Genomic DNA, 16,136 nt, shown 5'->3' with positions numbered 1-16,136 from the left:
TGGGTCATATCAGCCTCCCGTGCGGCTCTTTAGGCGCCGGGCCCGAGCATGCAGACGCTGTGCGCTGTCCATATGCCCCTGCTTTTCCAGCAGTAGTGCCAAGTGGATCAGAGCTTCGCCGTGCTCGGGGTCGAGATAGAGCGCCTTGCGGTAAAAGGAGGCGGCTTCCGCTGCGTCGCCACTGGCATCGTTCACCAGCCCCAGCAAGTGGAACACCCGCGCCGAGGGGCCGTGGGTGTCCAGATGGGCCAGGCACAGGCGGGCTGCCGCCGCGAACTGTCCCTGATCGGCGAGGCGGCTGGCGGCATCCAGCTCGGTTTCGGCCTGCCTGGGCAGGCCAGGAGAGGGTACAGGCCGGGATGGGGGAGGGCTGGCCGGCCGGCTCGCCGCTGCTTGCCGGGGGGGTGGGGGCAGGAGAGGCTTGGCCGGTGCCGCCCTCGTCGTCCTAGCCGGTGCTGGCCAGGGCGGCTGCTCCGTCCGTTCGGCCTTGTGGAAGGCGAATGCTCGCGACAGCTGTGCCGGGACGAAGCCCTGGCTGGTCAGCAGGCTGGTTTCGGCATGGCCGACGAACAGCAATCCATGCGGCGCGAGTAGCTGGCCCAGCACGGCGATCGCCTGCTCCTGGGTGGGCCGGTCGAAATAGATCAGCAGGTTGCGGCAGAAGATCAGCTCGTAGCTGGCTGCTTGCGGAAATGACAGCGGAGAAAACAGGTTGCCCTGGCGGAACTGTACCAGCCGGCGAACCGGCTCGATCAGCCGGTAGCCGTGCCCGGTCGCCTCGAAATAGCGTTCGCGAAAGCCCAGGTCGCGGCTGCGAAAGGAATGCTTGCCGTAGCAGGCGGCACGGGCCTTCCCCAGCGCACGCTGGCTGATGTCGACGGCATCGATGTGGAACTGCCCCGCCGAAAAGCCCGCATCCAGCAAGGCCATCGCCATCGAGTACGGCTCCTCGCCGGTGGCGCAAGGCAGGCTCAGCAGCCGCAGCGGAGTGCCCGGCACGGTGCGAAGCGTTCCCTTTCTTGCCACCTCGACCAGCGCGCTGAAGGCTTCGCCGTGACGGAAGAACCAGGTTTCCGGTACCACCAGCGCCTCGATCAGCTCCTGCAATTCGGCCGTGGAACTCTGCAAGCGGTCCCAATAGGCCTGCAAGTCCGGCAGACCGCAAGCCTGCTGCCGCTCCTGCAGCGCGCGTTCGAGCGTCACCTCGCCAATCGTCGCGGCGCTCAGTCCCATTGCCTGCTTCAGCAGCCTCTCGAACTCGATCAGGGCCATCATGCCGTCACCGGAGGGTTATACAGCACGTCACGCACGGCGGCCGGCAGCAGCGTGCCGATGTCCAGCCACTGCACCATTCCCTGGGCATCGCTGGTTACGGGGCCGAGATAGGGCGCCTCGGCGTTGCTGATGCCCGGCGAGACGAAATCCTCCTGCCCGCGCCGGAGTGTACCGGTCACCCTTTCGGCAATGAGTCCCAGCCGGCGCCGCACCTGGCGGGAGTCGGGGTAATCCACCACGATGAGACGGGTGCTCAGGCGTGCCTCCGCCGGCCGCTGCAGCGCAAGCTGGCACAGATCGACGACCGGCACCGGCGTGCCGCGATAGTTGAAGGCGCCAGCCACACCCGGCGGCGCCAGCGGAATCCGCTTGATGTGGAGCAGCGGCAGTACTTCAACCACCTGCCGGGCATCCACGACGTAGCGCTCGTCGCCGAGCTGGAACAGAAGGAAAAGCATGGTCGATGCCCCGTTGCCGCCAGCAGCTGCGCGATCCTAGGCCTGCAGCTTGAAGCGGGAGATGCCGCCCAGCAGAAGATTGGCGACCTGGTTCAGATCGTCGATGGCAGTGCTCGACTGGCGCAGCGACTCGACCGTCTGCTGTGCCGCCTCGCTCAGCTGACCCAGGGCCTCAGTGATCTGCTCGGCGCCCGTCGCCTGCGCTTGCATCCCTTCGTTGACGGTTTCGAAGCGGGGTGCCAGCGCCTGCACCTGCTGGATGATCTGCGACAGCTGGCTGCCGATATGCTGCACTTCCTGCATGCCGCGCCGAGTCTCCTCCGCAAACTTGTCCATGCCCATGACGCTGGCGGAAACGGCCGACTGGATTTCTTTCACCATCTGCTCGATGTCGTAGGTGGCGACGGCGGTCTGGTCCGCCAGCCTTCGGATTTCGATTGCCACCACGGAGAAACCCCGTCCGTACTCGCCGGCCTTTTCCGCCTCGATCGCCGCGTTGAGCGACAGCAGATTGGTCTGGTCGGCCACCTTGGTGATGGTGGTCACCACCTGGTTGATGTTGCCGGCCTTCTCGTTGAGCACCGCCAGTTTGGCGTTGATCGAGCCGGCCGCCGCCATGACCTGATGCATGGTCTCTTCCATGTGGGAGAGACCGGTCTGACCGCTGCCGGCCAACATGGCCGAATGCTCGGCCACCTGGGAGACCTCGCCCATGGTTTTGACCAGCTCGCGGGCGGTGGCGAAGATCTCGCGCGAGGTGGCTCCGATCTGGAGGGTTGTCGCTGCGATCTCGCTCGCGGTCGCCTGCTGCTCGCGGGCAGTGGCGGCGACTTCGGTAACGGAAGTGGTTACCTGCATGCCGGATTTCTGCACCTGTCCTACCAGCGCGGCCAGTTCGTCGCTCATGCGGTCGAAGCCGTCTGCCACAGAGCCGAATTCGTCGCGCCGCGCGAGCTGCATGCGTGCGGTGAAGTCGCCTTGGCGCATCACGTCCAGCACGCCGAGCAGGCGGCCAAGCGGCTGGGCAATCGCCTGCAGCAGGAAATAGCCGCAGATGAAGGCCGCCAGCAGAGTGACCACCATGCCCGTGATGATGACCATCCGGGTACGGACGATGTCCGCCATGATGGTGCTTTCCGCTCTGTCGCTATTGGTCTTGTTGAGCGCCACGATGGCCTGGATGGCACTGCGGGTCTTCTCGAATGCCGGCCCCAGCTCATGCCGCAGCAGGGCCTGCGCCTCACGGTTTTTCGCGCCATCGCTCAGCTTCAGGATGTCCGACTGGATACGTGCGTAAGGCTCGCGCAGCTTTTTGAACGCCTCGAACAAGGCACGGTCCCGCGTGGTAAAGATGGTGGTCTCGTATTGGGCGGCCAATTCATCGAGCCGGCGCTGGTTTGCCAGCAACTTCGTGTGGAACGACTCCTCCTCGGCCTTGCTCTCCCAAACGAGGTGCTGCGTCAACACCAAGTTTTCCAGCCAGGCGGCTTCGAGTTGCTGGCTATAGTAGACGCCGGGCGCACTGTCCCGATCCAGGGCCACGACATCTTCGTTGATGCTCCCGAGACTCGCCAGGGCGAGCGCTCCCTGCACCGCCATCAGCAGCAAGATCAAGGCGAAGCTTCCCAGGATCCGCTGCCGGATCGTCCAGTTTTTCATGGATGCAGACTCCCGTTCCGTGATGAACCAGGGCTGTACGGCATCGCTCGCCGCCATCGGTTCGTGGGTGGGTGGTGGTTCACATCGCTAGGGCTACATACTTACAGAGTCTTTATAGACAAAAATCCTAATTAAGAATAAAAGCATAATCAGGATATATATTGCGGGGCGGCGGCAATTGCGCGGCTGCCGGCGGGCGGCGTTGCAGGGGAATGGCTTGATGCTGTGGCCAGGGGTGAACTGGAAAAGAAAAAAAGCCCTGAATCATCAGGGCTTTTTATCTGGAGGCGGGGGTCGGAATCGAACCGGCGTCCACGGCTTTGCAGGCCGCTGCATAACCACTCTGCCACCCCGCCATTGACTGGAGTCTCGACCCGTTTTCACGTGTCGATCAAAACTGGAGCGGGAAACGAGGCTCGAACTCGCGACCTCAACCTTGGCAAGGTTGCGCTCTACCAACTGAGCTATTCCCGCATGGTGCGATTGCATCTGACAGACGGTGGAGCGGGAAACGAGGCTCGAACTCGCGACCTCAACCTTGGCAAGGTTGCGCTCTACCAACTGAGCTATTCCCGCGTCTGTGAAACGAAATCAGGTTATCCGGTATTTGGAGCGGGAAACGAGGCTCGAACTCGCGACCTCAACCTTGGCAAGGTTGCGCTCTACCAACTGAGCTATTCCCGCATCGCCGGATATCAATGGAAGAACTGGAGCGGGAAACGAGGCTCGAACTCGCGACCTCAACCTTGGCAAGGTTGCGCTCTACCAACTGAGCTATTCCCGCTTTGTCTTTCACTGTCTCGCTGCATTGCTGCGGCGAGAGACTGCGAATTATAAGGATTAATCGGCCTCTGTCAACAGCTCAGAGATCGATTTTTTTGCCGGCGAACTCGCGCGCCGCCATGCGCAGGTAGTAAACCATTGACCACAAAGTCAAAATCACTGCCAGCACCATGAACACGTTGCCCAGCACCAGGGTGTTCAGTCCGGGTACGATCGGGCCGGCGTAGAGCAGGAGCAGGATGGCGACCATCTGCGCGGCGGTCTTGAGCTTGCCGATGTAGGCCACGGCCACGCTCTTGCGCGTGCCCATCTCGGCCATCCACTCGCGCAGCGCCGAAATGGCGATCTCGCGGCCGATGATGATCATCGCCATCCAGCCTTCGGTGCGCGACAACTGCACCAGCAGGATCAGCGAGGCGGCGACGATCAGCTTATCGGCCACCGGGTCGAGGAAGGCGCCGAAGGCCGAGGTCTGCCCCAGCTTGCGCGCCAGGTAGCCGTCGAGCCAGTCGGTCACGGCGGCGAGCGCGAAGATGACGGCGCCGGTGATGTTGCGCATGTGGGCCAACAGCATCGTGTCGGGCAAAAAGAAAATGGCCACGAAGATCGGGATCAGGGCAACCCGGAGCCAGGTCAGGAATATCGGCAGGTTAAACGGCATCGTTGTGGTCTTGTTATGTTCAGTGCAGGGCGTTGTAGATCTTTTCGGCCAGGGTCAGACTGATGCCCTCCACTTGGGCGAGGTCGTCGATGCTGGCCGCCATGACCCCGCGCAGTCCGCCAAACCGGGTCAACAGCCGTTGGCGACGCTTGGCTCCCACGCCGCCGATCTGTTCCAGCGAGGAGGCGGTGCGCGCCTTGCCGCGCCGGGCGCGGTGCCCGGTGATGGCGAAACGGTGCGCCTCGTCGCGCACGGTCTGGATCAGGTGCAGCGCGGGATGGTCGTGCGGCAATTGTAGCGTCTTTTGCCGGTAGGGGAGGATCAGCGTTTCCAACCCCGGCTTGCGCTCTTCGCCCTTGGCCACGCCGACGATGGGCAGGTTGAGGCCGATGTCCTCGAACACCTCCAGCGCCACGCCCACCTGGCCCTTGCCGCCGTCGATCAGCACCACGTCGGGCAGCTTGCCCTCGCCCTCGGCCAGCTTGCTGTAGCGCCGCGTCAGCACCTCGCGCATCGCGCCGTAATCGTCGCCGGCCTTGGCCGTGGTGATGTTGTAGCGGCGGTATTCCGAGGGCTGCATGTCGCCGCGGTCGTACACCACGCAGGAGGCCACGGTGGCCTCGCCCAGGGTGTGGCTGATGTCGAAGCATTCCAGCCGCTCCACCCCCTCCAGCTCCAGCACTTCGTTGAGCCGGGCCAGACGCTGGCTCTGCGTGGCGTGGCTGGCGAGCTTCTGCTGGATGGCGAGGCGGGCATTCTTCTCGGCCATTTCCAGCCAGACCCGGCGCTCGCCGATCGGGTTGCTGACGATGGCCAGGCGGCGCTCGGCCTGCTGCTCGAGGTAGTCGCGCAGCGTGGCTGAGACCGTGCCGTTGACGATGATCACCGGCGGCAGCGGCGCGCCCAGGTAGTGCTGCGCCAGGAAGGCTTCGAGGTTGGCCGAAGCGTCGCTGTCGTCGCTGTTGACCGGGAAGTAACTCTTGTCGCCCAGGTGGCGCCCGCCGCGGATCATCACCAGGTTGACGCAGACCACGCCCTGCTGTTCGGCCACCGCCACCACGTCGGCGTCGTGGCTGACGTTGCTCGACACGAACTGCTTCTCCTGCACCCGCGAGAGTGCCTGGATCTGGTCGCGCAGCGCGGCGGCCTGCTCGAACTCCATCGCCGCCGAGGCGGCCAGCATGCGCTCGGTCAGGGCGTCGATCAGCTCGCTTTGCTTGCCTTGCAGGAAGGCGGTGGCGTTGGCCACGTCGGCGCGGTATTCCTCCTCGCCGATGTGGCCGACGCACGGCGCCGAGCAGCGCTTGATCTGGTACAGCAGACAGGGGCGCGAGCGGTTGGCGAACACCGCGTCCTCGCAGGTACGCAGGCGGAACACCTTCTGCAGGATCTGGATGCTCTCGCGCACCGCGTAGCTGCTCGGGTAGGGCCCGAAGTACTGGTGCGGTTTCTTCGGGTCGCCGCGGTAGTAGGCCAGTTGCGGGTAGTCGTGCGCCGACAGCATCAGGTAGGGGTAGGACTTGTCGTCGCGGAACAGGATGTTGTAGCGCGGCGCCAGCGCCTTGATCAGGTTGTTTTCCAGGATCAGTGCCTCGGCCTCGGAGCGCGTCACCGTGGTCTCGATCGCGGCGATCTGGCGCACCATCAGCTGGATGCGCGGGCTCAGGTCGCTCTTCTGGAAATAGGAACTGACGCGCTTTTTCAGGTCGATGGCCTTGCCGACGTACAGCACCTTGCCGGCGGCGTCGAGCATGCGGTAGACGCCGGGCAGGTTGGGCAGATGGGCCAGGACGGGCTTGGGGTCGAACGGTGTGCTGCTACTCACTAAAACTCTCGTCTCACTTGCACCAGGTGGCCACGTCCTGCTCGGACTGGCGGATCATGTCGTTGCGCTGGGCATCGGTGGCCAGCGCGTTGCTGCCCGGCAGGCGGATGCGGCCGTTGAGCTGCAGGCCGGACAGGTTGTTCTTGGCGCGCAGGCAGTTCTCCGCGCGGATCTTGCGGTTGAGTTCCTCGGCCTGCTTGGCCAGGTCGGTCTTGTCGTTGCCCTTGTCCCCGGCCTTGGCGGCCGGCGCCGATGCCTCGGCCTTGGCCGGCGGCGGGGCAGGGGGCGCCTTGACGTCCAGCCGGCTGGCCTTCCGTCCCGGCGGCGGCTGGTCGGAGAACACGGTGCGCCCGGTGGCGTCTTTCCAGGTATAGACCTCGGCCCTGGCCGGCAAGGACAGCAGAATAAAAGTGCACCACCACCACGGTTTCATGTCGCCCCCTCAATAACCAAAAGACAGCGCGGAATTGCGAGGCATTGTACGGGCCGCTCCCGCCCGCGGCAAAACCTCTCGCACGCGGCTTTTGCCAACTGCCCCCGTCTTTCGATATAATGTTTATTTGCCGCAAAGGAAACGCCAGATGCGTATCATCGAGAAAGCCTATACTTTCGACGACGTTCTCCTCGTCCCGGCCCACTCTTCGGTACTGCCGCGCGACGTTCAGCTTCACACCCAACTCTCCCGCAACATCCGCCTGAACCTGCCCATGCTGTCCGCAGCCATGGACACGGTGACGGAAGCCCGTCTGGCCATCGCCATGGCCCAGGAAGGCGGCATCGGCATCATCCACAAGAACATGTCGATCGAGCGCCAGGCCCAGGAAGTGGCCAAGGTGAAGCGCTACGAGAGCGGCGTCGTCAAAGACCCGATCACCATCGCCCCGGACATGCTGGTGTGCGATCTGATCAACCTGACCCGCCAGCACAGAATCTCCGGCCTGCCGGTGGTGCAGAATGGCAAGGTGGTGGGGATCGTCACCAACCGCGACCTGCGCTTCGAAACCCGTCTGGAACAGCCGGTGTCCTCCATCATGACCCCGCGCGAACGCCTGGTGACGGTGAAGGAAGGCGCCAGCATCGATGAGGCGCGCGAGCTGATGCACACCCACCGCCTCGAGCGCGTGCTGGTGATCAACGACGCCTGGGAGCTCAAGGGCCTGATCACCGTCAAGGACATCATCAAGACCAGCGAACACCCATTCGCCTGCAAGGATAGCCAGGGCCGCCTGCGCGCCGGCGCCGCCGTCGGCGTCGGGGCCGGCACCGAAGAGCGCATCGCCGCGCTGGCCGCCGCCGGCGTCGACGTGGTGGTGGTGGACACCGCCCACGGCCATAGCCAGGGCGTGCTCGACCGCGTGCAGTGGACCAAGCGCAACTTCCCGCACATCGACGTGATCGGCGGCAACATCGCCACCGCCGACGCCGCGCTGGCCCTGCTCGACATGGGCGCCGACGCCGTGAAAGTCGGCATCGGCCCGGGTTCGATCTGCACCACCCGTATCGTGGCCGGCGTCGGCGTGCCGCAGCTGACCGCGATCCACAACGTGTCCGAAGCGCTCAAGGGCACCGGCGTGCCGATGATCGCCGACGGCGGCATCCGCTTCTCCGGCGACATCGCCAAGGCCTTGGCGGCCGGCGCCGACTGCGTGATGCTGGGCGGCATGTTCGCCGGCACCGAAGAAGCGCCGGGTGAAGTAGAGCTGTACCAGGGCCGTTCGTACAAGTCCTACCGCGGCATGGGCTCGCTGGGCGCCATGACCCAGGGCTCGAGCGACCGCTACTTCCAGGACAACGAAGCCAACGTCGACAAGTTCGTGCCGGAGGGCATCGAAGGCCGCGTGCCGTACAAGGGCCCGATCGCCCAGGTGATCCACCAGCTGGTGGGCGGCCTGCGCTCCTCGATGGGCTACCTCGGCTGCCGCACCATCGACGAGATGCACGCCAAGGCGGGCTTCGTGGAGATCACCTCCGCCGGCATGCGCGAGTCGCACGTGCACGACGTGCAGATCACCAAGGAAGCGCCGAACTACCACGTCGACCGCTGATCCCGCTGACGTTTCCGTACGGCAAAAACCCGCTTCTCCGGAAGCGGGTTTTTTCATGCACGGGTCTACACTGGAACAAGGTTGGCCGACAGCGCCAAGGGTTTTCTTTTTCCAGACCGCTTTCGAGGATCGACGAATGCGCTGGCTCATCGCCCCCGATTCTTTCAAGGGTTCGCTCACCGCCCGCCAGGCGGCTGAAGCCATGGCATGCGGCATCCGCCGTGCCGAACCGGCCGCCGAGTGCCGCCTGTGCCCGATGGCCGACGGCGGCGAGGGCACGCTGGACGCACTCTACGCGGCCGTGGGCGGGACTTGGTACACGGCCACCGTGACGGATGCCGAGGGGCGCCCGTGTGAGGCCGCATGGCTGCTGCTGCCGAACGGCCTGGCGGTGATCGAAGTGGCGCGCGTCGCCGGCTTGCCCGATATCGGCGCCAGCAGCGTGGACGAGCGCGATACGCGCGGGGTGGGTGAACTGATCCGTGCCTGTCTCGATGCCGGGGTGCGTCATATCGCCGTCGGCCTCGGCGGCTCCAGCACCAACGACGGCGGCGCCGGCTGCCTGGTCGGGCTGGGAGTGCGGCTGCTGGACAAACAGGGGCAGCCGCTGCTCCCGCATCCCGATCAGTTGGCCCGTGTGGCGGTGGTCGACCCCTCCGGGCTGGATGCACGGCTGGAAGTGACCAAGCTGGAGATCTGGTCCGACGTGAGCAATCCGCTGCTGGGCGAGCATGGTGCGACGGCGGTGTTCGGCCCGCAGAAGGGTGTCGCGCCTGATGCCGTGGCGGCACTCGACGCGGCCATCGCGCATTTTGCCGTCGCCGCCGACCACGCTTTCGGCCAGCCTTGTGCCGATCTGCCGGGCAGCGGCGCGGCGGGAGGGCTGGGCTACGCCCTGCATCTGTTGGGCGGACGCTCGCATTCCGGTGCCGCGGCGCTGGCGGAACATGCCGGCCTGCTCGAGGCCGTCGCCCAGGCCGACTGGGTGCTGACCGGCGAAGGCTGCAGCGATGTCCAGACCCTCTCCGGCAAGGCACCGGCGCGGGTGGCCGAACTGGCGCAGGAGGCCGGGGTGCCGGTCAGCCTGCTGTCGGGAGCCGTGCTGCCGGACGCGACGGGCCGGCTGGCCGAAACGTTCGACGGCTGCTTTTCGCTGTGCAATCGTCCGTTGCCGCTGGACACTGCGATACGGGAGGCCGGGCCGCTCTTGGCGCAGGCAGCGGAGCAACTGGCGCGTGCGGTGCTGGCGGGAAGGAGGGGATCATGAAGCGCCAACTCGGATCGACCGTGCTGGAAGTCTGGCAGGGAGACATCACGCGGCTCGACGTGGACGCCATCGTCAACGCCGCCAACAGCAGCCTGCTCGGTGGAGGAGGGGTGGACGGCGCCATTCACCGTGCTGCCGGACCGGAGCTGCTGGCCGAATGCCGCACGTTGGGCGGCTGCCCGACCGGCGAGGCGCGGCTGACGGGCGGCTATCGCCTGCCGGCGCGCCACGTCATCCACACCGTCGGCCCGGTCTGGCACGGTGGCACGGCCGGTGAGGCGGAGCTGCTGGCCTCGTGCTACCACAACAGCCTGCAGCTGGCCGCCGACCATGGTCTGCACAGCCTGGCGTTCCCGGCGATCAGCTGTGGCGTCTACGGCTATCCGCTGCACGCGGCGCTGACCATCGCCTGCGAGGCGGTCGCCGGCTGGCTGCAGACGCACGAGCACGCCATCCGGCTGGTGCAATTCGTCGCCTACAGCCCGGCGATCCGCCAGGAGTGGGAAGCGGTGCTGGCAGCGTTGCCTCTGCCCGATTGACGCGGGCTGTCTCCCTCCCCGGCGGTTCTCCCTGAATGTGGCCGGCGTTTGAGCGGGGCACGGCCGAACGGCCGTTCCAAGGTTATAAACAAACGATCTTGGTATTCGCCGGCACGCACCTATATGATGACGGGCGATAATGTGTGGCCAATCTTTGGTCAAGGGAGAATAAGCAATGCGCATCGCCAATACCGTTACCGATCTGATCGGCAATACCCCGCTGGTGAGGCTGAATCGCCTGACGGCCGACTGCGGCGCCACCGTGGTGGCCAAGCTGGAATTCTACAACCCGGCACACAGCGTCAAGGACCGTATTGCCGTCGCCATGATCGATGCGGCGGAAAAGGCCGGCAAGATCGGCCCGAACACCATCATCGTCGAGCCGACTTCCGGCAATACCGGCATCGGGCTCGCCATGGTCTGCGCGGCGCGCGGCTACAAGCTGGTGATCACCATGCCGGAAACCATGAGCCGCGAGCGCCGCATGCTGCTCAAGGCCTACGGCGCCGAGCTGATCCTGACCCCGGGGCCGGACGGCATGGGCGGCGCCATCGCCAAGGCGCGTGAACTGGTCGAATCCGATCCGGACACCTATTTCATGCCGCAGCAGTTCGAAAACCCGGCCAACCCGGCCATCCACCGCAACACCACGGCTGAAGAGGTGTGGAACGACACCGACGGCCAGGTCGATATCTTCGTCGCCGGCATCGGTACCGGCGGCACCATCACTGGCGTGGGCGAGGTGCTCAAGGCGAGGAAGCCGGGTGTCAAGATCGTCGCGGTGGAGCCGGACGCCTCGCCGGTGCTGTCCGGCGGCGCCAAGGGGCCGCACCCGATCCAGGGCATCGGCGCCGGTTTCGTGCCGCCGATCCTGAACACCGCCATCTACGACGAGATCATCCGCGTCAAGAACGACGATGCCTTCACCACCGCGCGCGACATGGCCAGCAAGGAAGGCCTGCTGGTTGGCATCTCCTCCGGTGCGGCGGTCTGGGCAGCGCTGCAACTGGCGCGGCAGCCGGAAAACGCCGGCAAGCTGATCGTGGTGGTGCTCCCGTCGTTCGGCGAGCGCTACCTGTCGACCGCACTGTTCGAAAACCTGGCCTGAGTACCTGACCCGGCGCGGGCACCCGTCACACCGGGTCGCCCGCGCTCCGGATAGGCATTACAATGGGGCCATGAAAAAGCTCGCCCTCATCTTCATGGCTGCCGCCACGCTGAGCGGCTGTACCATCATTCCGACCTTGCCGGAACCCGGTGTTCAGCAACCCCCGCGCAAGCCGCCGGCGGTGGCGCCCAGCAAGGTGGATCTGCTGCTGAAGGAGGCCAACCGGCTGGCCGACGAAGTGAAGGCAGGGCGGCTGAGCCGCACCGCCGCCGCCGATCAGCTCAACGCCTACCGGCTGCGCGCCGCCGGTCCCAACCTGGTCGACGACAACACCTTCGCCACCTACCGCTACATCGCCGTGGAGCGTGACGCGGGCCGCATGAGCCCGACGGAAGCGCAGGACAAGATGGACGCCAAACTGCGCGAATGGCTGCGCGCCTGGCCGCGCCTGCGCCAGAAGCCGGCCGATCCGGCGTTCACCAATTTCCTGCTGAAGGTCTACCGCCTGCCGCCGCTGGGCTACTAAACCATGGCCAAATCGCCTTCCCCGAGCCCCTGCCCCTGCGGCAGCCTCCGACCCTATGCCGATTGCTGCGGCCGCTTCATCGACGCCGCCGCCGATGCTCCGACGGCCGAAGCCCTGATGCGCTCGCGTTACACCGCCTACACCCTGGGTCGGGAAACCTACCTGTTGGCAACCTGGCAAGCGGCTACCCGCCCGGCGGCGCTCGACCTGGCCGACGATGCCGGCAAGGTGAAATGGCTGGGCCTGGAAGTCCGCCGTACCGAACAGGGCGGCGAGCACGACGAGGCCGGCGTGGTCGAATTCGTCGCCCGCTACAAGGTCGGCGGAAGGGCGCATCGTCTGCATGAAACCAGCCGTTTCCAGCGGGAGGACGGTCGCTGGTTCTACCTGGACGGCGAGCTGCACGAGGGCTGAGCGGCGCCTCATTGGCACGCCCTATCGCCGTTCAGGCCTGCCCGTTTTTTTCTTATCCTCATGGTGTTTTCCGCCTCCTGTCCTATTCTTAGAGGAGGTCTCTTGGGAAAGTGGAGAGGGGGAAAATGGGTGACGCCATCGCGCAACTGCTGACCGGGTTCAACACGTCGACAGACCCGGGCGAACCGCTTTGCGATCTGTCCAGTTCGTCCGTGCGTCTCGTCAAAGCGCCGGTGAGGGCGGATTTGAGCCTGCAACTCGAAGCGATGGCACATGTTCTGCATACTTCACCGGAATGCCTGGCCGGCGCCATTCTGAATGCCGCCATTGTCGACCTGGAAGAGCATCTCGATGATGCCCTGCTGAGCAAGGTGCAGCAGGAATGCCAGGCCATCATGGAGGCCAGCCGGCCGGAAAATAATCCCAGCGTCGTATTCAATATTGGTGGTACCTGAGTCTTTTCTTTCCCGCCTCCGGGCGACGTCGTTGCGGCTCCCCTCCGGGCTGTAATGGATGGTGCGGCTGGCGATCGGTTTGTCTGGTCTGAATCAAGAGGTGGCAAAAGCGCAGTGATGTCTTTGAGCTGCCTGGACTATGTCTGGCAATGGGGAACTTATCCTTAACGGAAGGAGCGAAGAGATGACAAGGGCGTTGGATGAACTGGTAACCCGCTTGGAGCACTGCCGTGAAGAAGGTCGTTGTTCCAAGGCGGTGTTGGAGATGGCTGCGGCGCGCGATCTGTCGATCTCGCTGGATCACGAGACCTGCGGCGAGTTGCGGGCGTTGGCTCAAGTGTTCAGTTGCGAACCCGCCGAGCTGGCCAGTGCCATGTTGCGTGCCGCCTGCGTCGATTTGCAGGGTCATCTGGACGATGACCTGGACAAATTGGCCGCCGCAGCGGAGCAACTCGTCAACGATCCCTGCGTTGGCGTGGCCAGCGAGGAAATTTAGCGACATCAAGAACAGCACGGGCCACGATTCTGGCCCATTGAAGAAAAACCGGCATGATTGCCGGTTTTTTTAATGGTTCTTATATGAGCGCGCTGGGGCAGGCCGGCATCAGAGCAGGGCTTCGATCTTGCCCGCCAGCGCCTCCGGTTTGGTCAGTGCCGAGTGGCGTGCCACGATCCGCCCCTGGCGGTCGATCAGGAACTTGGTGAAGTTCCATTTGACCCGGCGCGTGCCCAAGAGACCCGGTTTGGTTCGGGTCAGGTAATCCCACAACGGATGCGCTGTCGCGCCATTGACGTCGATCTTGCCGGCCATGGGGAAGCTCACGCCGAAATTCTTCTGGCAAAAGGCGCCGATCTCGGCGGCATCGCCCGGTTCCTGCTGGCCGAACTGGTTGCAGGGAAAGCCGACAACGACCAGCCCGCGGTCGCGGTAGCGCCGGTATAGCGCCTCCAGCCCGGCGTATTGCGGGGTGTAGCCGCACTGGCTGGCGGTGTTTACCAGCAGGAGCACCTTGCCGGCGTAATCCTGGAGCCTGGCCGGGGAACCATCCAGCAGCGTGAAATCGAAAGCGTACAGAGGGGCGGACATGATCAGTCGTCGTGAGGAGCCGTTCTGTATGGTAGCCGGGAACAGAAAACGGTTATAGCGATTTTACAGAAACGGACACAAACATGTTTTCGGCATAAAAAAAGGGACGAGCGGCAAGGGGGAACCGCAACGCCCCAGTAAGAAAGGTAGTCTCATGTATTCATTCGGCTTTTTGGTCGATAAACCACTGAGAACCTAGTGTTTATCGTAGTTCAACTGCCGGAAATTGCGAGCGACTTTTACAGGGCGCCAGGGCGAAAAAAAATCCCGCCGAGGGCGACGGGATGGGGACTGGAACGGACCGGATTCACGGTTTCGGCAGGGTAACCCCGCTTTGCCCCATGTATTTGCCGTCACGGTCGCGATAGGACACCGCACACTCTTCGTCCGACTCGAAAAACAGCACCTGCGCCACGCCTTCGTTGGCGTAGATTTTCGCCGGCAGCGGGGTGGTGTTGGAGAATTCCAGGGTCACGTAGCCTTCCCATTCCGGCTCGAACGGCGTCACGTTGACGATGATGCCGCAGCGCGCGTAGGTCGATTTGCCGAGGCACACCGTCAGCACGCTGCGCGGGATGCGGAAATATTCCACGGTGCGCGCCAGTGCGAACGAGTTGGGCGGAATGATGCAATAGCCGTCGCCCGACACCTCGACGAACGATTTCGGGTCGAAATTCTTCGGATCGACGATGGTGCTGTTGATGTTGGTGAATACCTTGAATTCATCGGCGCAGCGGATGTCGTAGCCGTAGCTCGAGGTGCCGTAGGAGATGATCTTCTGGCCGTCGTCGATCTTGATCTGGTTCGGCTCGAACGGCTCGATCATGCCGTGTTGCTCGGCCATGCGGCGGATCCACTTGTCGGATTTGATGCTCATTGTCGGAAGGGCCGGGGATAGTGAAGATGAGCGGATTTTACCCTTCCGCCCCATCGCTCGGCCAGTGTACTAACGAGCTAGTCCTCGACCGGGCAGCGTTTTGCTGACAATTACACTTGGTCATCCTACAATCTGTCCTGATTTTATTCACTTTGGCAATCGCCGGCCGGCTTGGCGGCTGCCCGACACAGGACGTTTTCATGCAAGGTCATCCCAAAATCATCGAGTTGCTGAATGAATTGCTGGCCGAGGAACTGTCGGCTGCCGACCAGTACTTCATCCACGCCGAAATGTACAAGGACCAGGGGCTGCAGCAGTTGTTCGAGCGTATCGACCACGAACGCGAGGACGAACTGGAGCACGCCCGCACGCTGATCGCCCGCATCCTGTTCCTCGGCGGCAAGCCGAACGTCGCCAAGCGCGTGCCCATCGTGGTCGGCGAGGACGTGCCGGCCATGCTGAAGAGCGATCTCGAGGTGGAATACCGCGTCGGCGCCCTGCTCAAGTCGGTGATCGCGCACTGCGAGAGCGTCCAGGACTTCGTCACCCGCAGCGAACTGATGGTGCTGCTGGAGGAAACCGAGAACGACCATGCCCACTGGCTGGAACAGCAGATCAAGCTGATCGAACTCACCGGCCTGGAGAACTACCAGCAGTCGCGCATGTAAGTTGCCTGCAGGGCGGGCCGAAACAGACAGGGGTGCCGCTGGCACCCCTTGTCATTTGCTTGCCCGCCGTATCAGATGCCGTGCTGCACCACCTTGGCGACGCGGCGCAGCAGCGGGTACGGCGCAACAGGCTCGGCCAGACGCAGGCGGATCGGGCCACCCAAGGCCTCGATGACGGCACCGGCGCGGTCGTCGATGGCAATGCGGCTGCCGCAGCGCAAGGCGATGTCCGTACCATGCTGGGTGAGCCAGCCGGCTCCGCCGATGCACTCCCAGCGGCTGCCGGCGGGGAGCCGGAAAATCTCATTGGGGTTCAAGCTGATCAGGGTTTCCATGGCATGACTCCTAAGGTTCGGGTAAAGATCACGCCTATAGCCTACCCCTATGGTTTTTTCGTCGGCAGAGGCAGTTCAATGTCATCTGCACAGGTATAGTTGAGCCAATTGATCAACTGTACTGCTCGATTCGCGCCACAACTGCACCTGACCG

18 protein-coding genes and 5 tRNA genes are annotated in these 16,136 nt (G+C 64.2%); 9 read left to right on the top strand and 14 right to left on the bottom strand.

All coding sequences use genetic code 11. The features are described 5' to 3' along the window. Positions 1-9: 9 nt before the first annotated feature. The 11 genes from PSEMAI1_RS0115340 to PSEMAI1_RS0115290 form a co-directional block, all read right to left on the bottom strand. A complete protein-coding gene (locus tag PSEMAI1_RS0115340; RefSeq protein ID WP_051460234.1) occupies positions 10-1,275 on the bottom strand; it encodes a protein-glutamate O-methyltransferase CheR in 1,266 nt (421 codons plus the stop codon). After that, positions 1,272-1,733, bottom strand: a complete 462-nt coding sequence (locus tag PSEMAI1_RS0115335) for a chemotaxis protein CheW (protein WP_024303716.1) — start codon at positions 1,731-1,733, stop codon at positions 1,272-1,274. Before PSEMAI1_RS0115335 ends, PSEMAI1_RS0115340 begins: the two co-directional genes overlap by 4 nt. Before the next feature lie 36 nt (positions 1,734-1,769). Further along, a complete protein-coding gene (locus PSEMAI1_RS0115330) occupies positions 1,770-3,392 on the bottom strand; it encodes a methyl-accepting chemotaxis protein (protein WP_024303715.1) in 1,623 nt (540 codons plus the stop codon). A gap of 282 nt (positions 3,393-3,674) precedes the next feature. Continuing rightward, positions 3,675-3,748, bottom strand: a tRNA-Cys gene (locus PSEMAI1_RS0115325). Between the two features lie 42 nt (positions 3,749-3,790). Beyond that, a tRNA-Gly gene (locus PSEMAI1_RS0115320) sits at positions 3,791-3,866 on the bottom strand. 26 nt (positions 3,867-3,892) lie between these two features. Beyond that, a tRNA-Gly gene (locus PSEMAI1_RS0115315) sits at positions 3,893-3,968 on the bottom strand. Positions 3,969-4,000: 32 nt separating this feature from the next. Beyond that, positions 4,001-4,076: transfer RNA gene (locus PSEMAI1_RS0115310), tRNA-Gly, on the bottom strand. Between the two features lie 24 nt (positions 4,077-4,100). Beyond that, positions 4,101-4,176, bottom strand: a tRNA-Gly gene (locus PSEMAI1_RS0115305). A 78-nt stretch (positions 4,177-4,254) separates the two neighbouring features. Continuing rightward, positions 4,255-4,836 carry a CDP-diacylglycerol--glycerol-3-phosphate 3-phosphatidyltransferase gene (gene pgsA, locus PSEMAI1_RS0115300; protein WP_024303714.1) on the bottom strand — a complete coding sequence of 194 codons (582 nt, stop codon included), beginning with the start codon at positions 4,834-4,836 and terminating at the stop codon, positions 4,255-4,257. 19 nt (positions 4,837-4,855) lie between these two features. Continuing rightward, a complete protein-coding gene (gene uvrC, locus PSEMAI1_RS0115295) occupies positions 4,856-6,661 on the bottom strand; it encodes an excinuclease ABC subunit UvrC (RefSeq protein ID WP_024303713.1) in 1,806 nt (601 codons plus the stop codon). Positions 6,662-6,674: 13 nt separating this feature from the next. After that, positions 6,675-7,094, bottom strand: a complete 420-nt coding sequence (locus tag PSEMAI1_RS0115290) for a DUF4124 domain-containing protein (RefSeq protein WP_024303712.1) — start codon at positions 7,092-7,094, stop codon at positions 6,675-6,677. 148 nt (positions 7,095-7,242) lie between these two features. Between PSEMAI1_RS0115290 and guaB the strand changes: the two genes are divergently transcribed. The 8 genes from guaB (at position 7,243) to PSEMAI1_RS0115250 (ending at position 13,511) form a co-directional block, all read left to right on the top strand. After that, positions 7,243-8,706 carry an IMP dehydrogenase gene (guaB, locus tag PSEMAI1_RS0115285; RefSeq protein ID WP_024303711.1) on the top strand — a complete coding sequence of 488 codons (1,464 nt, stop codon included), beginning with the start codon at positions 7,243-7,245 and terminating at the stop codon, positions 8,704-8,706. A gap of 136 nt (positions 8,707-8,842) precedes the next feature. Beyond that, on the top strand, positions 8,843-9,973 hold the full coding sequence (locus PSEMAI1_RS0115280; protein WP_024303710.1) for a glycerate kinase: 1,131 nt from the start codon (positions 8,843-8,845) through the stop codon (positions 9,971-9,973). Then, complete coding sequence (locus tag PSEMAI1_RS0115275) at positions 9,970-10,512, top strand: O-acetyl-ADP-ribose deacetylase (protein WP_024303709.1); 543 nt, start codon at positions 9,970-9,972, stop codon at positions 10,510-10,512. The genes PSEMAI1_RS0115280 and PSEMAI1_RS0115275 overlap by 4 nt, the downstream gene beginning before the upstream one ends. A gap of 175 nt (positions 10,513-10,687) precedes the next feature. Next, positions 10,688-11,620, top strand: coding sequence for a cysteine synthase A (gene cysK / locus PSEMAI1_RS0115270; protein WP_024303708.1), 933 nt, complete (start codon positions 10,688-10,690; stop codon positions 11,618-11,620). Positions 11,621-11,690: 70 nt separating this feature from the next. Then, on the top strand, positions 11,691-12,146 hold the full coding sequence (locus PSEMAI1_RS0115265; protein WP_024303707.1) for a hypothetical protein: 456 nt from the start codon (positions 11,691-11,693) through the stop codon (positions 12,144-12,146). A gap of 3 nt (positions 12,147-12,149) precedes the next feature. Continuing rightward, on the top strand, positions 12,150-12,560 hold the full coding sequence (locus PSEMAI1_RS0115260) for a YchJ family protein (RefSeq protein ID WP_024303706.1): 411 nt from the start codon (positions 12,150-12,152) through the stop codon (positions 12,558-12,560). A 125-nt stretch (positions 12,561-12,685) separates the two neighbouring features. Then, positions 12,686-13,015 carry a hypothetical protein gene (locus tag PSEMAI1_RS0115255; RefSeq protein WP_024303705.1) on the top strand — a complete coding sequence of 110 codons (330 nt, stop codon included), beginning with the start codon at positions 12,686-12,688 and terminating at the stop codon, positions 13,013-13,015. 184 nt (positions 13,016-13,199) lie between these two features. After that, positions 13,200-13,511 (top strand): hypothetical protein, encoded by a 312-nt coding sequence (locus PSEMAI1_RS0115250; RefSeq protein ID WP_024303704.1) that lies wholly within the window; start codon positions 13,200-13,202, stop codon positions 13,509-13,511. 108 nt (positions 13,512-13,619) lie between these two features. On the opposite strand, the gene PSEMAI1_RS0115245 is transcribed toward PSEMAI1_RS0115250, so the two are convergent. Both PSEMAI1_RS0115245 and dcd read right to left on the bottom strand, forming a co-directional pair. Beyond that, positions 13,620-14,102 carry a glutathione peroxidase gene (locus PSEMAI1_RS0115245; protein WP_024303703.1) on the bottom strand — a complete coding sequence of 161 codons (483 nt, stop codon included), beginning with the start codon at positions 14,100-14,102 and terminating at the stop codon, positions 13,620-13,622. Positions 14,103-14,409: 307 nt separating this feature from the next. Beyond that, positions 14,410-14,979, bottom strand: coding sequence for a dCTP deaminase (gene dcd / locus PSEMAI1_RS0115240; RefSeq protein ID WP_024303702.1), 570 nt, complete (start codon positions 14,977-14,979; stop codon positions 14,410-14,412). Between the two features lie 200 nt (positions 14,980-15,179). Between dcd and bfr the strand changes: the two genes are divergently transcribed. Then, entirely contained in the window at positions 15,180-15,647 is a 468-nt protein-coding gene (gene bfr / locus PSEMAI1_RS0115235) for a bacterioferritin (protein ID WP_024303701.1), read from the top strand. Between the two features lie 71 nt (positions 15,648-15,718). On the opposite strand, the gene PSEMAI1_RS0115230 is transcribed toward bfr, so the two are convergent. Continuing rightward, positions 15,719-15,982, bottom strand: a complete 264-nt coding sequence (locus tag PSEMAI1_RS0115230; protein ID WP_024303700.1) for a hypothetical protein — start codon at positions 15,980-15,982, stop codon at positions 15,719-15,721. Between the last annotated feature and the right edge of the window lie 154 nt (positions 15,983-16,136).

The organism is Pseudogulbenkiania sp. MAI-1 (assembly GCF_000527175.1).
Taxonomy (GTDB): Bacteria; Pseudomonadota; Gammaproteobacteria; order Burkholderiales; family Chromobacteriaceae; genus Pseudogulbenkiania.
Note: the sequence above shows the minus strand (reverse complement) of the source record. Positions and strands in the feature narration are given on the sequence as shown.

What these genes read in the sequence shown, in the direction of transcription:
- PSEMAI1_RS0115260 (WP_024303706.1), top strand. Translation starts at nt 12,150, where the DNA reads ATGGCCAAATCGCCTTCCCCGAGCCCCTGCCCCTGCGGCAGCCTCCGA.
- cysK (WP_024303708.1), top strand. Translation starts at nt 10,688, where the DNA reads ATGCGCATCGCCAATACCGTTACCGATCTGATCGGCAATACCCCGCTG.
- PSEMAI1_RS0115250 (WP_024303704.1), top strand. Translation starts at nt 13,200, where the DNA reads ATGACAAGGGCGTTGGATGAACTGGTAACCCGCTTGGAGCACTGCCGT.
- guaB (WP_024303711.1), top strand. Translation starts at nt 7,243, where the DNA reads ATGCGTATCATCGAGAAAGCCTATACTTTCGACGACGTTCTCCTCGTC.
- PSEMAI1_RS0115340 (WP_051460234.1), bottom strand. Translation starts at nt 1,275, where the DNA reads ATGATGGCCCTGATCGAGTTCGAGAGGCTGCTGAAGCAGGCAATGGGA.
- bfr (WP_024303701.1), top strand. Translation starts at nt 15,180, where the DNA reads ATGCAAGGTCATCCCAAAATCATCGAGTTGCTGAATGAATTGCTGGCC.
- PSEMAI1_RS0115335 (WP_024303716.1), bottom strand. Translation starts at nt 1,733, where the DNA reads ATGCTTTTCCTTCTGTTCCAGCTCGGCGACGAGCGCTACGTCGTGGAT.
- PSEMAI1_RS0115290 (WP_024303712.1), bottom strand. Translation starts at nt 7,094, where the DNA reads ATGAAACCGTGGTGGTGGTGCACTTTTATTCTGCTGTCCTTGCCGGCC.
- PSEMAI1_RS0115245 (WP_024303703.1), bottom strand. Translation starts at nt 14,102, where the DNA reads ATGTCCGCCCCTCTGTACGCTTTCGATTTCACGCTGCTGGATGGTTCC.
- pgsA (WP_024303714.1), bottom strand. Translation starts at nt 4,836, where the DNA reads ATGCCGTTTAACCTGCCGATATTCCTGACCTGGCTCCGGGTTGCCCTG.
- PSEMAI1_RS0115265 (WP_024303707.1), top strand. Translation starts at nt 11,691, where the DNA reads ATGAAAAAGCTCGCCCTCATCTTCATGGCTGCCGCCACGCTGAGCGGC.
- dcd (WP_024303702.1), bottom strand. Translation starts at nt 14,979, where the DNA reads ATGAGCATCAAATCCGACAAGTGGATCCGCCGCATGGCCGAGCAACAC.
- PSEMAI1_RS0115275 (WP_024303709.1), top strand. Translation starts at nt 9,970, where the DNA reads ATGAAGCGCCAACTCGGATCGACCGTGCTGGAAGTCTGGCAGGGAGAC.
- PSEMAI1_RS0115230 (WP_024303700.1), bottom strand. Translation starts at nt 15,982, where the DNA reads ATGGAAACCCTGATCAGCTTGAACCCCAATGAGATTTTCCGGCTCCCC.
- PSEMAI1_RS0115280 (WP_024303710.1), top strand. Translation starts at nt 8,843, where the DNA reads ATGCGCTGGCTCATCGCCCCCGATTCTTTCAAGGGTTCGCTCACCGCC.
- PSEMAI1_RS0115255 (WP_024303705.1), top strand. Translation starts at nt 12,686, where the DNA reads ATGGGTGACGCCATCGCGCAACTGCTGACCGGGTTCAACACGTCGACA.
- PSEMAI1_RS0115330 (WP_024303715.1), bottom strand. Translation starts at nt 3,392, where the DNA reads ATGAAAAACTGGACGATCCGGCAGCGGATCCTGGGAAGCTTCGCCTTG.